General features: G+C 74.8%; 15 protein-coding genes and 1 pseudogene. 7 read left to right on the forward strand and 9 right to left on the reverse strand.

What is annotated here, in order from left to right; genetic code table 11:
• Positions 1 to 28 precede the first annotated feature (28 nt).
• The 3 genes from DER29_RS07860 to DER29_RS07870 all read left to right on the forward strand — a co-directional run bounded on the left by DER29_RS07860 (position 29) and on the right by DER29_RS07870 (position 3234).
• Positions 29 to 1315, forward strand: a complete 1287-nt coding sequence (locus DER29_RS07860; protein ID WP_121396747.1) for a magnesium transporter MgtE N-terminal domain-containing protein — start codon at positions 29 to 31, stop codon at positions 1313 to 1315.
• Positions 1308 to 1922, forward strand: a complete 615-nt coding sequence (locus DER29_RS07865) for a DUF1003 domain-containing protein (protein WP_121396748.1) — start codon at positions 1308 to 1310, stop codon at positions 1920 to 1922. The genes DER29_RS07860 and DER29_RS07865 overlap by 8 nt, the downstream gene beginning before the upstream one ends.
• A gap of 163 nt (positions 1923 to 2085) precedes the next feature.
• Positions 2086 to 3234 carry an Mrp/NBP35 family ATP-binding protein gene (locus DER29_RS07870; protein WP_121396749.1) on the forward strand — a complete coding sequence of 383 codons (1149 nt, stop codon included), beginning with the start codon at positions 2086 to 2088 and terminating at the stop codon, positions 3232 to 3234.
• Positions 3235 to 3338: 104 nt separating this feature from the next.
• Here DER29_RS07870 and DER29_RS07875 read toward each other — a convergent pair whose 3' ends face one another.
• A complete protein-coding gene (locus DER29_RS07875; RefSeq protein WP_121396750.1) occupies positions 3339 to 3761 on the reverse strand; it encodes a preprotein translocase subunit TatB in 423 nt (140 codons plus the stop codon).
• A gap of 74 nt (positions 3762 to 3835) precedes the next feature.
• On the reverse strand, positions 3836 to 5179 hold the full coding sequence (locus DER29_RS07880; RefSeq protein WP_121396751.1) for a S1C family serine protease: 1344 nt from the start codon (positions 5177 to 5179) through the stop codon (positions 3836 to 3838).
• 279 nt (positions 5180 to 5458) lie between these two features.
• Between DER29_RS07880 and DER29_RS07885 the strand changes: the two genes are divergently transcribed.
• Positions 5459 to 6046: an O-methyltransferase gene (locus DER29_RS07885; RefSeq protein ID WP_089003702.1), complete on the forward strand. Its 588-nt coding sequence runs from the start codon at positions 5459 to 5461 to the stop codon at positions 6044 to 6046.
• Positions 6047 to 6092: 46 nt separating this feature from the next.
• On the opposite strand, the gene DER29_RS07890 is transcribed toward DER29_RS07885, so the two are convergent.
• Together DER29_RS07890 and DER29_RS07895 are read right to left on the reverse strand one after the other, a co-directional pair.
• Complete coding sequence (locus tag DER29_RS07890; protein ID WP_121396752.1) at positions 6093 to 7559, reverse strand: M17 family metallopeptidase; 1467 nt, start codon at positions 7557 to 7559, stop codon at positions 6093 to 6095.
• Between the two features lie 128 nt (positions 7560 to 7687).
• Positions 7688 to 7855 (reverse strand): DUF3117 domain-containing protein, encoded by a 168-nt coding sequence (locus DER29_RS07895; protein ID WP_007455245.1) that lies wholly within the window; start codon positions 7853 to 7855, stop codon positions 7688 to 7690.
• 190 nt (positions 7856 to 8045) lie between these two features.
• On the opposite strand from DER29_RS07895, the gene DER29_RS07900 reads away from it, so the two are divergent.
• Positions 8046 to 8864 carry a PaaX family transcriptional regulator C-terminal domain-containing protein gene (locus DER29_RS07900; protein WP_089002167.1) on the forward strand — a complete coding sequence of 273 codons (819 nt, stop codon included), beginning with the start codon at positions 8046 to 8048 and terminating at the stop codon, positions 8862 to 8864.
• A gap of 2 nt (positions 8865 to 8866) precedes the next feature.
• Positions 8867 to 9658 carry an enoyl-CoA hydratase/isomerase family protein gene (locus tag DER29_RS07905; RefSeq protein WP_121396753.1) on the forward strand — a complete coding sequence of 264 codons (792 nt, stop codon included), beginning with the start codon at positions 8867 to 8869 and terminating at the stop codon, positions 9656 to 9658.
• 18 nt (positions 9659 to 9676) lie between these two features.
• Here the strand turns inward: DER29_RS07905 and DER29_RS07910 are convergent, their stop codons facing one another.
• From DER29_RS07910 to DER29_RS07925, 4 genes and pseudogenes are all read right to left on the reverse strand, one after another.
• Positions 9677 to 10300, reverse strand: coding sequence for a hypothetical protein (locus DER29_RS07910; protein ID WP_121396754.1), 624 nt, complete (start codon positions 10298 to 10300; stop codon positions 9677 to 9679).
• Between the two features lie 13 nt (positions 10301 to 10313).
• Positions 10314 to 10895 carry a DNA-3-methyladenine glycosylase I gene (locus tag DER29_RS07915; protein WP_121396755.1) on the reverse strand — a complete coding sequence of 194 codons (582 nt, stop codon included), beginning with the start codon at positions 10893 to 10895 and terminating at the stop codon, positions 10314 to 10316.
• 195 nt (positions 10896 to 11090) lie between these two features.
• Entirely contained in the window at positions 11091 to 11588 is a 498-nt protein-coding gene (locus DER29_RS07920; RefSeq protein WP_121396756.1) for an SRPBCC family protein, read from the reverse strand.
• Positions 11589 to 11860: 272 nt separating this feature from the next.
• Positions 11861 to 12397, reverse strand: a pseudogene (locus DER29_RS07925) (DivIVA domain-containing protein); the annotation flags it as partial.
• A 200-nt stretch (positions 12398 to 12597) separates the two neighbouring features.
• Between DER29_RS07925 and folP the strand changes: the two are divergent.
• Entirely contained in the window at positions 12598 to 13467 is an 870-nt protein-coding gene (folP, locus tag DER29_RS07930) for a dihydropteroate synthase (RefSeq protein ID WP_121396758.1), read from the forward strand.
• Positions 13468 to 13514: 47 nt separating this feature from the next.
• Here the strand turns inward: folP and ndhC are convergent, their stop codons facing one another.
• The gene (ndhC, locus tag DER29_RS07935; protein WP_121396759.1) at positions 13515 to 13892 is read right to left on the reverse strand and encodes an NADH-quinone oxidoreductase subunit A; all 378 of its coding nucleotides are present in this window, start codon (positions 13890 to 13892) and stop codon (positions 13515 to 13517) included.
• Between the last annotated feature and the right edge of the window lie 126 nt (positions 13893 to 14018).

Raw genomic sequence — 14018 nt, forward strand, 5'->3', positions numbered from 1 at the left:
TAAACACTAGGCGCTTAGGCTGGTGCCCGTGAGCACGCCGACCCGGGTCTACCTCGCCCGGCTCGCCGGAGTCGCCGTCTTCGATCCCAACGGCGACCAGGTGGGCCGGGTCCGCGACGCGGTGGGCAGGCTGCGGCCGACGCAACGCCCGCCCGAGGTGGTCGGTCTGGTCGCCGAGATGCCGATGCGGCGGCGCATCTTCCTCTCGCTGAACCGGATCACCTCCATCGACGCCGACGCGGTCGTGCTCGGCAGCGGCACGCTCAACCTGCGGCGCTTCGAGAAGCGCCCGAACGAGCTGCTCGTGCTCCAGGAGCTGCTGGACCGCCGGGTGCAGGTCGACCCCGGCGGGCAGTCGGGCTCCGTGGTCGACGTGGCGATGGAGTGCAGCCGGGGCGGCGAGTGGTCGCTGGCCCGGGTCGCCGTACGCGAGCAGACCGGCCGGTTGACCCGCCGGGGCCACCTGCACCAGGTCGAGTGGGAACGGGTACGCGGGCTCAGCGGCATCGCCGACAGCCGGGGCACGGCCAACCTGCTCTCGGTGCTGGAGGACATGCGCCCCGCCGACCTCGCCAACGCCCTCCAGGATCTCCCCGACACCCGGCGCAACGAGGTCGCCGCCGCGCTGGACGACGAGCGCCTGGCGGACGTGCTGAGCGAGCTGCCGGAGCGCGACCAGGTGGAGATCCTGGCCGCCCTGGACCGCGAGCGGGCCGCCGACGTGCTGGAGGAGATGGACCCGGACGACGCCGCCGACCTGCTCAGCGAGCTGCCGCCGCCCGAGCAGGACGTGCTGCTCGACCTGATGCAGCCGGGCGAGGCCGATCCGGTGCGTCAGCTGCTCAAGTACACGCCGGGAACGGCGGGCAGCGTGATGACCTCCGAGCCGGTCATCCTCCCGCCGGACGCCACCGTCGCCGAGGCCCTGGCCCGGATCCGGGAACCGCAGCTCTCCCCCGCGATCGCCGCGCAGGTCTTCGTGTCCCGGGCGCCGATGACCACGCCGACCGGCCGTTACCTCGGCATGGTGCACTTCCAGCGGCTGCTCCGCGAGCCGCCGGCCGACCTGCTCGGCGGCATCGTGGTCAACGACATCGACCCGCTGCGGCCGACCACCCCGCTGCCGGAGATCACCCGCCGGATGGCCACGTACGACCTGGTCGCCATGCCCGTCATTGACCGCAACAACCGGCTGGTCGGCGCGGTCACGGTCGACGACGTGCTGGACCACCTCCTGCCCCGGGACTGGCGGGACCGGGACGCCGCCGAGCGCCCGCCCACCGCCGGACCGACGCTGGACGGCGCGGATGGCTGAGCAGCGACGGGCGCAGCGGCTCGACCAGCCGCGCGAGCCCCGGGGCGTCAAGCTGCCCCGGTTCGACCCGGAGGCCTTCGGCCGGTGGTCCGAGGGGATCGCCCGGGGGATGGGCACCGCGAACTTCATCGTCTACATGACGATCGTGATCGCGCTGTGGTTCGGCTGGAACACCCTCGCCCCGGCGCACCTGCGCTTCGACCCGTACACCTTCACGTTCCTGACCCTGGTGCTGTCCCTCCAGGCCAGCTACGCGGCCCCGCTGATCCTGTTGGCGCAGAACCGGCAGGCCGACCGGGACCGGGTCTCCCTGGAGGAGGACCGCCGCCGGGCGACCATGCAGAAGGCTGACACGGAGTACCTGGCCCGGGAGATCGCCGCGCTGCGCAACGCGATGGGCGAGGTCGCGACCCGGGACTTCCTCCGCTCGGAGCTGGCCAGGCTGGCCGAGGAGCTGGACGAGGCGGGCCGGCGCCGGCAGCGGCTGGAGCGCCGGCAGCAGGACAGGATCCCGCAGCACGGCGACGGGCTGGAGGAGCCCCGCGACGACCTGGACGGCGACCAGGCCCACGGCGGCCGCCCAGAGGGCCGGGAGGCCGGGGCCTGAGCGGCCTGAACGCCGCCCGCTTCCGGGGCACCGGCCGAGTGAGGCCGGCGCGATCGTCCCGCTTCGTCCGGTATGCCGTCCGGCCCAGCCGTCGCCATCGATTCGCTCACACCGCCCCCCGCTGACGGCGGTGGGGCACGGCCGCCGACGTAGCATTGCGGGCATGTCAGCACCCGTCAGCACCGTCTCCGACGCGATCCAGGCCGCGCTGGCCACCGTCAACGACCCGGAGATCCGCCGGCCCATCACCGAACTGGGCATGGTCCGCTCCGCCGAGGTCGGCGACGACGGCGTCGTACGGGTCGAGCTGCTGCTCACCGTCGCCGGCTGCCCGCTGAAGGACAAGCTGCGCTCGGACATCACGGCCGCCGTCGGCGCGGTGCCCGGGGTGACCGGCGTGACGATCGAGTTCGGCGTGATGAGCCCCGAGCAGCGCCAGGAACTCCAGGCGAAGCTGCGCGGCGGCGGCGCCTCCCAGGAGCCGGTCATCCCGTTCGCCCAGCCGGGCTCCCGCACCCGCGTGTACGCGGTCGCCAGCGGCAAGGGCGGCGTCGGCAAGTCCAGCGTGACGGTCAACCTGGCCGCCGCGCTGGCCGCCCGCGGGCTCTCCGTCGGCGTGGTCGACGCCGACATCTACGGGCACTCGGTGCCCCGGATGCTCGGCGCGGACGGGCGCCCGACCCGCGTCGAAGACATGATCATGCCGCCGCAGTCGCACGGCGTGAAGGTCATCTCGATCGGCATGTTCACCGCCGGCAACGCCGCCGTGGTGTGGCGCGGCCCGATGCTGCACCGGGCGTTGCAGCAGTTCCTCGCCGACGTCTACTGGGGCGAGCTGGACGTGCTCCTGCTCGACCTGCCGCCGGGCACCGGCGACGTGGCCATCTCCCTGGCCCAGCTGCTGCCCAACTCCGAGATCCTGATCGTCACGACCCCGCAGACCGCCGCCGCCGAGGTGGCGGAGCGGGCCGGCGCGATCGCGTTGCAGACCCACCAGCGCGTGGTCGGCGTCATCGAGAACATGTCCTGGCTGGAGCTGCCGGACGGCTCCCGGATGGAGGTCTTCGGCGCGGGTGGCGGCCAGGCGGTGGCCGAGTCGCTGACGAAGACCATCGGCGCGCAGGTGCCGTTGCTCGGGCAGGTCCCGCTCGACACCCGCGTGCGCGAGGCAGGCGACGTGGGCACCCCGATCGTGCTGGCCGAGCCGGAGTCGCCGGCCGCGAAGGCGCTGGGCCAGGTCGCCGACCGGCTCGCCGTGCGCCGGGAGTCGCTGCTGGGCAAGCCGCTGGGCCTCAAGCCCGCCGGCCGCTGACCGTACGCCGGCCACGGCCGGCGCTGTCGCCACCCGCACGGGGGCGGCGTTCCCCCGGGAGCGCCGCCCCCGTCGCCGTCTCCGGCCCGGCGCGGCGGGCGGGGTCAGGTCGCGTCGTCGTAGCTGGCCCGGGGAGCGGGGGCCGGGGCGCTGCCGGTGGCGGCGGCCGTACGGCTGCCGTTCGCGCGCACGTCGGCGGCGGAGGCCACGTCCTTCAGCTCGTTGTGCACGCCGGTGACGTCCGCCCGCAGGTTGTCGTAGACGCCCTGGAGGGGCTTCCGGATCGCCTGCTCGTCCTCCTCGCTGAGCAGGTGCTTGCGGATGAACGCCTTCGGGTGCAGATCCTCCAACTGGATGTCGGTGCCCAGCTCGCGACTGAGGTCGGTGGTGGCGTTGCTGGCCATCGTGCGCAGGTTGCGCACCATGCGCAGGCCGTCGCTGATCACCGCGGGCAGCCGGTCACCGAAGATCAGCAGCGCCAGGAGCAGCAGCGCACCGATCTCCCACCAGTTAAGGTTCTCGAACACTGCGCGGGCCTCCTTCGGCGTCAGCAGCAAGACTACGCACGTGGGGCACCACCCGGGGAGGGGGTGACCGGTCCCTACTTGGCGTCCGCGGCCAGGGTCACGGAGGCGTTCTGCCGGTTGGCGCCCCGGCGGTACTCCACGGTCACCACCGCGCCGGGTGCGAACTTGCGGACCAGGGCGATCAGGTCGGTCGGTTCGGTCATCGGCCGCCCGTCGAGCTTCAGGATCACGTCACCGGCCCGCAGCCCCGCGCCGGCCGCCGGGCCCGACGGCTCCACGGCCGCCAGGCGTACGCCGGCTCCCCCGGTGCCCGCGCCGGACCCGCCGACCTGGGCGCCGATCACCGTGCGCCGGGCCTTGCCGGTGCCGATGATGTCCTGGGTGATCCGCTTGGCCTGGTTGATCGGGATGGCGAAGGCGAGGCCGATGTTGCCCGCCTCCTGCCCTTCGGAGACCAGCGACTTGATTGTCGAGTTGACCCCGATGACCCGGCCCGCGCCGTCGACCAGTGGGCCGCCCGAGTTGCCGTGGTTGACCGCCGCGTCGGTCTGGATCGCCGCGTAGTAGCGCGTCGGGCCGCCGGGCTCGCCGGCCCGCATCGTCCGGTCCAGGGCGCTGACGATGCCGGCCGTGACCGTGTTGGCCAGCGAGAGCGGCGAACCCATGGCCAGCACCGGGTCGCCCACGGCCAGCGCGTCGGAGTCGCCGAACTCGACCGGCCGCAGGCCCGTCCGGGAGACCTTGATCACCGCGATGTCGGACTCCGGGTCCTGCCCGACGACGGTCGCCGGGGCCGAACTGCCGTCGTTGAAGACCACGGACGCCTTGCCGGTCGCCCCCGCCACCACGTGGTCGTTGGTGATCACGTGTCCGTCGGCGCTGGCGATGAAGCCGGAGCCCTCGCTCGTGCCGCCGAGGCCCGCCACCCGTACGGTCACCACGCTGGGCAGCACCCGCTCGGCGACCCCGGCCAGCGACTCGGGCCTGCGCTGGGCCAGGCCGGGCGCCTGCGGGTCCGCGCCGAGCACCGTGCCGGCCACGCCGCCCCCGCGCACCGCGAAGGCGTACCCGAGCGCGCCGCCCAGGCTGCCCGCGAGCAGCGCGGTGATCAACGGGATGAGCAGCAACTGCCGCAGCGTCGGCCGGCCCGGGGCGTCCGGGTCGCTGACCGGCTCCGGCTCGGTGCCGGGGCTCGGCGCGGCCGGCAGCACCACGGCGGCCGGCGCGGTCGGGTCGCGCCACGGGTCGGCCAGCGCGTCGGACCACCAGGGCGAAGTCGTGCCGCCCCCGGCGCCCTGAGGCGTCGGCGGCGACCCCACCGGCGGATGTCCGGGCACCGGCGATCGCGCCGGCGCCGGAGTTCCCCCGGGCTGGCGCCAGTCCCAGCCGTCGGTCACGTCGGTGCCCTCCCAGTCCATCCCCGGATCCCGCGCTCCACGGACCCGGCGACAGCGTCGCCCGGTCGCGCTCGCCGGAACACCGCTTCCAGGATTACACGGATGCCGCGGATGGAGTCACCGGTTGCCGACCGTGATCGTCGGGTGGCGGACGCGCGGCTGCGCCCGTTCGGCGTCGCCTCTAGGCTCACAGTGCCCACCCGCCCCCGCACCACGCATGCCGCCCGGAGGTGTCCCATCGCCACGGTCGCCGGTTCCGGCAATTCGACGGCCCAGACCCTGCACTTCGCCGAGTCGTACGTGACCGAGGATCTCGTCCTGCGCACCGCCCGCAGCCTGGCCCACGAGGTCGGCCTCGAGGCGGTCACCCCCGGCGCCGGCGCGGCGCTGCGGCTGCTCGCCGCCGCCGGCAGCGCCCGGGCGGTGGTGGAGATCGGCACCGGCACAGGAGTCAGCGGGGTCTGGCTGCTGCGCGGGATGCGCGCCGACGGCGTGCTCACCACCATCGACGTCGAGGTCGAGCACCAGCGGATCGCCCGACGCATCTTCACCGAGGCGGGCTTCGCCGCCGGCCGCACCCGGATCATCACCGGCCGGGCGCTGGACGTGCTCCCCCGGCTCGCCGACGGCGCGTACGACCTGGTCTTCGTGGACGCGGAGGCGACCGGGTTCGCCGCCTGCGTGGACGCCGCGCTGCGGCTGCTGCGGCCGGGCGGCGTGGTCGCGCTCAACGGCACGCTGGCCGGCGGCCGGATCGGCGACCCCGCCGCCCGCGACGTCGAGACGGTGACGGTCCGCGAGGCGATCAAGGCGATCCGGGAGTCGGAGCACTGGATCCCGGCGCTGCTGCCGGTCGGCCACGGGCTGCTCGCCGCCGTCAAGTGCTGACCCGCCGCTGACCGGGGGCCCGCCGGGGGCGGGCGCCGCCGGCCGGTCAACCCAGCGAGCCCAGCCAGCGCAGCAGCGAGCGTACGCCCCAGCCGGTCGCGCCCCGGGTCAGCTCGGCGTCGTCGCCGTCGGCCCACGCCGGCGCGGACATGTCCACGTGCAGCCAGCGGTCGCGCAGCCCACCGGTGAACTCCCGCAGGTAGAGCGCGGCCATCACCGACCCGGCGCCCCGGTCCGGCGAACTGTGCAGGTCGGCCAGCTCGCTGCCGAGGTGCTCGGCGTAGTCGTCGGGCAGCGGCATCCGCCAGGCGGCCTCGCCGGCGGCGGCGACCGCGGCCAGCACGTCCGCGGCGAGCCCGTCGTTGTCGCTGTAGAGGGCGCCGTGGCGCTTGCCCAGCGCGACCGCGTTCGCCCCGGTCAGCGTGGCGAGGTCGACCAGCAGGTCGGGCCGCAGCTCGGCGACGGCGTACGCGAGCGCGTCGGCCAGGACGAGGCGCCCCTCGGCGTCGGAGTTGGTGGTCTCGCTGGTCGTGCCGCCGTAGTGGCGGATGATGTCGCCGGGGCGGAACGCCGAGCCGCTGAGCATGTTCTCCGCCAGCGGCGCGAGCGTGGTGATCCGGACCGGCAGGCGCAGGGCCGCCGCGCCGAGGGTCGTCGCGACCACCGCCGCCGCCCCGGCCATGTCCTTGCGCATCAGCTTCATCGACGCCACCGGCTTGATCGAGATGCCGCCGGTGTCGAACGTGATCCCCTTGCCGACCAGCACCACGTGGGTACGCGCGTCGGCCGGCCGCCAGTCCAGCTCGACCAGGCGCGGGCCGCTGGCCGAGCCGCCCCCGACGGCGAGGATCCCGCCGAAGCCCTCGGCCGCCAGCTCCTCCGGGCCGCGTACCCGCAGGTGCAGGTCCGGCACGTCGGCGGCGAGGGCGGCGACCTGGTCGGCGAACCACTCGGGGTTCTTCACCGACGAGGGGGTGTTGGTGAGGTCGCGGGCGAACCGGGTCATCCGGGCCGTCGTCCGGGCCACCTCCAGGGCCGCGGTGTGCGCTTCCGGGTCGGCCACCACGACGTCGACCTCCGCCAGGGCGGGAGCGGCGCCGGCGTCGGTCAGCCGGAACCGGTACGAGGCCAGCAGCAGCCCCTCGGCCAGTCCGCGTACGGCCGCCGGTGTGGCACCGGTCGGCATCGCCAACGTGACGCGTGTCTCATCCTTCGCGGCCCGGGCCAGGGCCGCGCCGGCCGCCCGCCAGGCCGCCTCGTCGCCCTCGCCGACGCCGAGCAGCAGCAGCCGGCCGGGGTCGCGCCCGGGCCGCAACTGCGCCTGGACCTCGCCGAGACGCCCGGTCAGTCGTGCCGCCGGCACCAGGGCGGCGGCCTCCTCGGCCACGCCGTCGGGCAGCCTCGCCCCGGTCGGGGCCGGTCGGGCCTGGTCGTCGTCGGCCGGACCGGGCCGGACGGGCAGAACGAGGGTGTCGAGCCGGTCCGGCTCGGCGAGCAGACGGATGGCGAGCACGCGGAGCCGTACCTCCAGGAAGCTCGCGGAGCGTGGCTCCGCGGGGAATGAAGACCCTGAGCCACCGGCGGGGCCGGTGGCTCAGGGGTTGACGAAAGGCCCACGCGGGCGCGCGGGCCGTTCCTCGGTCAGCCGGCGGCTGCCTTCAGTGCGTCACCGAGCGCGTTGGCCTCGTCGGGAGTCATCTCGACGACGAGCCGGCCACCGCCCTCCAGCGGGACGCGCATGACGATGCCCCGGCCCTCCTTGGTGACTTCCAGCGGACCGTCGCCCGTCCGCGGCTTCATCGCCGCCATGTTGTCTCCCCTCAGACCTACACCAGGGTCGGTGGGTTGCCCCACAGCCACTTCGTCTTGACCACCCGCAACCTACGCGGGGGTGTCGACCAACGATTTTCCCTGATGAACACCGCCGGACCCAAACCGAAGCAGCATTGATGTAACAGCATCTAGCTTATCCTGAGAAGGCCTGTCACAATGTGCGGTCATGCAGGCACGGTCGGCACTCTTCGACCTGTACGGCGACCACCTCCGGGCGAGGGGCGGCCGGGCACCCGTTGCCGCCCTGGTCAGGCTGCTGGCGCCGCTCGGGATCGCCCCGCCCGCCGTGCGTACGGCGGTCTCCCGGATGGTCCGCCAGGGGTGGCTCGACCCGTGCCGGCTGACCTCCGGGCCGGGATATTCGATCACCCCGAAAGCCGCCCGCCGGCTGGACGAGGCGGCGGCGCGGATCTACCGGACCGGCCGGATCACCTGGGACGGGCGGTTCGACCTCCTGGTGCTGGAGGCCCCCCTGTCGCGGCGGGACCGGCAGCGGCTCGCGGCCAACCTGACCTTCCTCGGCTACGGCGCCCTGGACGAGTGCACCTGGGTGGCGACCCGGCCCGGTGAGGACGTGGACGTGCTGCTCGACGAGGCGGGCGTGCGCTACGAGCGGTTCACCGCCGCGCACACCGCCGGCACCCCCGGCGCCATGGGCGTGGTGCGCCGGGCCTGGGACCTGGCGGAGATCGGCCAGGCGTACGAGCAGTTCGTCGCCGAGCAGCGACCGCTGCTGGCCGGGGTCACCGTGCGCAGCCTCGACGAGGAGGCGTACGCGGCCCGGTTCCGGCTCGTGCACGCGTGGCGTACCTTCCTGTTCCGGGACCCGCAGTTGCCCCCGGCGCTGCTCCCCGAGCGCTGGCCCGGCACCGCCGCGGCCAGTTTCTTCGACCGGCACGCGGCGCGACTGCGGCCGGCCGCAGACCGGTACGTCGAGCAGTGCCTCGACTCCGGCAACCGCATCGCCCGACAGAAGGGTCGTTAGAAGTGACCGAGCCGCTGCTCGTCGACCGCACCGACGCCGTCGTCACCCTGACGCTGAACCGCCCCACGGCGATGAACGCGCTCGACGTCGCACTCAAGGAGGCGCTGCGGGACACGCTGGCCGAGCTGGAGACCGACCGGTCCTGCCGCGCGGTGGTGCTCGCGGGCGCGGGCCGGTCGTTCAGCGCCGGCCAGGACCTGCGTGAGCACGTGCAGACCCTGGAGTCCACCGACGGCAACCCGCTGGACACCGTCCGCGCGCACTACAACCCGATCGCCGCCCGGCTGGCCAACCTGCCCAAGCCGGTGGTAGCCGCCGTGCGGGGGATGGCCGCCGGGGCGGGCGCCTCGCTGGCCTTCCTGGCCGACATCCGCATCGGCGGGCCGTCGACCAGCTTCCTGATGGCGTTCGCCAACGTCGGGCTCGCCGCCGACACCGGCGCCTCCTGGACGCTGCCCCGGCTCGTCGGGCACGCCAAGGCCATCGAGCTGCTGATGCTGGCCGAGCCGGTGCGCGCGGCGGACGCCTGCCAGCTCGGGCTGCTCAACCGCCTCTTGGAGGACGACGAGCAGGTGCTGCCGACGGCGCAGGAGCTGGCCGCCCGGCTGGCCGCCGGCCCGACCGTCGCGTACGGGGCGATCAAGCGGCAGCTCTCCATCGCCGATGCCGGCACGCTGGCCGACGCCCTGGCCGCCGAGGCGCAGGCGCAGACGATCTGCGGGGGCACCGCCGACCACCGCGCCGCCACCCTGGCCTTCGTCAACAAGCAGAAGCCGGTCTACGAGGGCCGCTGACGCCCGCCGGGGGCGGGGTCAGTCGTCCTCCTCCGGATCCTGGTTGGCCTCCGCGCCGAGCACGAACGCCTGCATGGCCAGCTCGTCGCCGGAGGGCGAGACGAAGGCGGGCAGCTCGCGGGGGCCCAGCTCCTGCACGTAGGCCCAGAACAGGCGGACCGCCTCGGCGGGCGACGCGGCCTCGATCGGCAGGTCGAGGCTGACCAGCCAGGAGCGCCGCTGCGGCGGCGGGCCGAGCCGGTCGGCCAGCTCCCGGAAGGCCGACGGGTCCAGCGCGGTCACCGGCCCGTCGAGCGCCAGCGCGTCGGCCGGCACCGGCTCGTCGAAGGCCCGCCGGGTGTACGCCACCACCAGCGGCGCCTCGACCCGCTCGGACTGCGGGTCGTCCGGGTCCTCCGGCTCCTGGCCGCCGGCCCCGGTGACCCGGCCCAGCGCCACCAGCCGGGGCGGCGCGTCGACCAGCACGGCCACCCGGTCGCCGGGGCGGGGTCGGGTGGCGTCGGCCAGGCCGGTCAACTCGAGCGTGTCGTGGTGGACGAGCCGCTCGGCTTCGTAGCGCCCGGTGGGCAGCAGCACCGCCCAGGCGCCCGTGCCGTCGGCGGGGCGCACCCCGTCCACCCGGTGGGCGGTGTCGGTCGTCATGGCTCCCATCCCATCACGCCGACCGCGCCGCCACGACGTGGCAGCCCGCAAGGTGGTCGTCGACCATCCCCGTGGCCTGCATCAGCGCGTAGGCCGTGGTCGGGCCGACGAAGCGGAAGCCCCGCTTCTTGAGCGCCTTGGCCATCGCGGTGGACTCGGCGGTCAGCGCCGGCACCTCCGCGAACGACGTGGGTCGGGCCGGCCGGGGCGGCGGGGCGAAGGACCAGAGCAGCGCGGAGAGCCCCTCCGGAAGCTCCAGCGCCGCCCGGGCGTTGGCGACCGCCGCCTCGATCTTGGCCCGGTTGCGGACGATGCCGGCATCGCCGAGCAGGCGGGCGATGTCGTTGTCGCCGTAGCCGGCCACGGTCTCGATCCGGAACCCGTCGAAGGCCAGCCGGAACGCGGGACGTTTGCGGAGGATGGTCAGCCAGGACAGCCCCGACTGGAACGCCTCCAGCGTGAGCCGCTCGTAGAGCGCGTCGTCGCCGCGCAGGGGCCGGCCCCACTCGGTGTCGTGGTAGGCGGCGTAGTCGGGGGTGCTGTGCCCCCAGCCGCATCGCGGCAGCCCGTCGGCGCCGATCACCAGGTCAGTCACGCGTCCACGCTAGGGCACCGCCCCGACGGGCCCGTGGCCCGCGGTCCCGCGCCGCGCCCGCACGGCCGGGCCCGGTCCGACCGGGGTCGACGACATCGGGGCGTCCCGGTCACGCCGTCACCCCGATGTCAGCGACGTCGAGTCGATCAGGCCAGGTCGCCCCACGGGGCAGGCGCACGATCCCCGGCCGCCCGGTCAGGGGAGCCGGCCCTGTTCCACCAGCCGACCGAACTTCCTCAACGCCTGGCTCAGGCTGAACTTGGACCCGGGCCAGAGCACCGGCCAGGCCACCCGGCCCGCCGGCCCGCCGGGCAGGTGGAACCACTCGTGCCAGACCACCTGGGTGCGGTCCCGCTCCAACGGCGTGCAGCGGAGCACGCCGGGGCCCCGCAGCAGCTTTCCGCAGTGCACGACGCCCACCTCGTAGGGCGCGTCCACCCGGACCACCCGCATCTCGTCGCGCAGCACGGCGGGGCCGAACGCCGTGACCGCCTCGATCAGGCTGCCCTCGCCGCCGTCGCCCTCGACCACCCGGACGGTGGTGAAGGGGATCCAGTCCGACTGCCGCTCCCAGGCGGTCAGCGCCGCGAAGACCCGCTCCGCCGGCGCGTCGACGATCACCGTGGCGGTGACCTCGCCCGCGCCGGGCTGCGCCACGTCGCGCAGGTCGTCGCCGGATTCCGGTCCGGTCACTTCGACTCCGACCCGACCACCGGGTCGGGGCTGGTCGCGTCGCCCGCCGGCCGCGTCGTGCCGTCGCCCGCCCCGGCCCGGTCCACGGCGGCGTCGCCCCCGTCGGTCCGGTCGACGGCGGCGGCGTCCTCGCCGGTCCGGTCCACGGTGGCGGCGTCCACGGTGGCGTCCTGCTCGCCGGCCCGGTCGACGGCGGCGTCGTCCTCGCCGGTCCGGTCCGCGGCGCGGTCGGCAGCACGGTCGGCGCCGGTCCAGTCGGTGGCCCGGTCGGCGCCGGGGTGCGTGGCGGCTGCGGAGCCGGCCGGCGGCGCGTCCTTGGCCGCCGAGGCGACGGTCGGGCCCGCGAACGCGGGGATCGGCTCGACGACCACGTCGGTGTCCCCCGGTGCGTCCGCCCGGTCGGCCCCGACCGGCACCGTCCCCCGGGCCTGCGGCGACGGCTCGGCGGCGGCGGCCGCCTGCTCCCGCGCCCGGCGCAGGGCGTCGGCATCCGCCGTCCGCCCCTCGCGCAGCGCGGCGACCTCCGCCTCCAGCACGCCGATCAGCTCGGACTTGTAGCCGATGTCGTAGGCCGCCCGGCGCATCGCGTGGTCGACCTGGGCCATGCGGTAGCCCCGCAGCGCGGTGTCGAACCGGACCTCGCCCACGTCGGACTCGGCGAGCGGGCGGGCCGCCGGCAACGGCACGGCCCGTCCGTCCGGCTCGGCCGGCACCAGGCCGGGATCCCGGCCGGAGACCAGCACCGTCACCCCGAACACGACCGCCGCGACGGTCAACGCCACGACCAGCAGGAGCAGAACCTGACCCATGCACAGATCGTGGCATGTCGAACCGCCGGGAGCGACCCCGCCACCCGCCGCGTCCCGGATCCGTACCGAAGGACTCCGCCCGACGCACCGGTCCGGGAGGCGGCGACGGCGGACCGGCGGGGCCCCACCCGGGCGGACCGGCTAGCGTCGTCATCGGCCGCCGGCGGGGACGGGTCGGCGGCGGACCTTCAGGAGGCGGCATGGCGGGGGCGCTTCGGCTCGGTGGGCGCACGTTCGGCCCGGACGAGCTGGTGGTGATGGCGATCGTCAACCGCACGCCGGACTCGTTCTTCGACCGGGGCGCGACCTTCGCCCAGGACAGCGCGTTGCGCGCCGTGGAGCGGGCGGTCGAGGAGGGCGCCGAGATCATCGACATCGGCGGGGTCAAGGCCGGTCCGGGCGCCGAGGTCGACGTGGCCGAGGAGATCCGTCGCACGGTCGAGACCATCGCCGCCGTCCGGGCCGCCTTCCCCGACGTGGTGATCTCGATCGACACCTGGCGGGCCGAGGTGGCGGTGGAGGCGGTCGCGGCGGGGGCCGACCTGCTCAACGACACCTGGTCCGGCGCCGACCCGGCACTGGCCCAGGTGGCGGCGCGAACGGGTGCCGGCCTGGTCTGCTCGCACGCCGGCGGCCTGGCGCCCCGGACCCGCCCGCACCGCGCGGCCTTCGCCGACGTGGTCGCCGACGTGCTCACGACGGTGACCGGGCTCGCCGAACGCGCGGTCGCGCTGGGCGTACGCGCCGACGGGATCCTGATCGACCCCGCGCACGACTTCGGCAAGAACACCCGCCACTCGTTGGAGATCACCCGCCGGCTCGGCGAGCTCTCCGGCACCGGCTGGCCGCTGCTGGTGGCCCTGTCGAACAAGGATTTCATCGGCGAGACGCTGGACCTGCCGGTGGCCGAGCGGCTGGAGGGGACGCTCGCGGCCACCGCGGTCTCGGCCTGGCTGGGCGCCCGGGTGTTCCGCGCGCACCAGGTCCGCCCCACCCGGCGGGTGCTCGACATGGTCGCCTCGATCCGGGGCGACCGCCCGCCGACGCTGACCCGGCGCGGCCTCGCCTGACCGTCGCCGGGCGGGACGGCGGGGCGACCGTCGGCCGCCCGGGGCCGTCAGGACCAGCGCAGGATGTTCTTCCGCCAGGCGTAGAGGATGCCGAGCGCCAGCACCGCGACGAAGACCGCCATCTCCACGACCGTGACCATGCCGAATCCCGGCCGGTCGAAGACGACCGCCCAGGGGAAGAGGAACACCGACTCCACGGCGAACAGCACGTAGAGGTACGCGTACACGTAGTAACGGATCTGCATCTGCGCCCAGTCGGCGCCGACCGGGTCGAGGCCGCACTCGTAGCTGGTGCGCTTGCCGAAGGGATCCGCCGGACGGGCAGGACGTAACACCCGGTTGGCCGAGAACGCCGTAACGAAGAAGAGGACGCTGGCGAGCAGCAGCAGCCCGAGCGTCGCGTACGAGCCCAGGTAACCGGTCACGGTCGCTGAGCCTACCGCTCCTCGTCGCCGCCCGGGTCGAACCCGTTACGGATTCGTTTCCCCGCGGGACTAGTGCCCTCTGGCAACAATTGTCGAATATTGGGATCTCACTCATCGTCACCGGAG

The organism is Micromonospora sp. M71_S20, from assembly GCF_003664255.1.
Lineage (GTDB): Bacteria > Actinomycetota > Actinomycetes > Mycobacteriales > Micromonosporaceae > Micromonospora.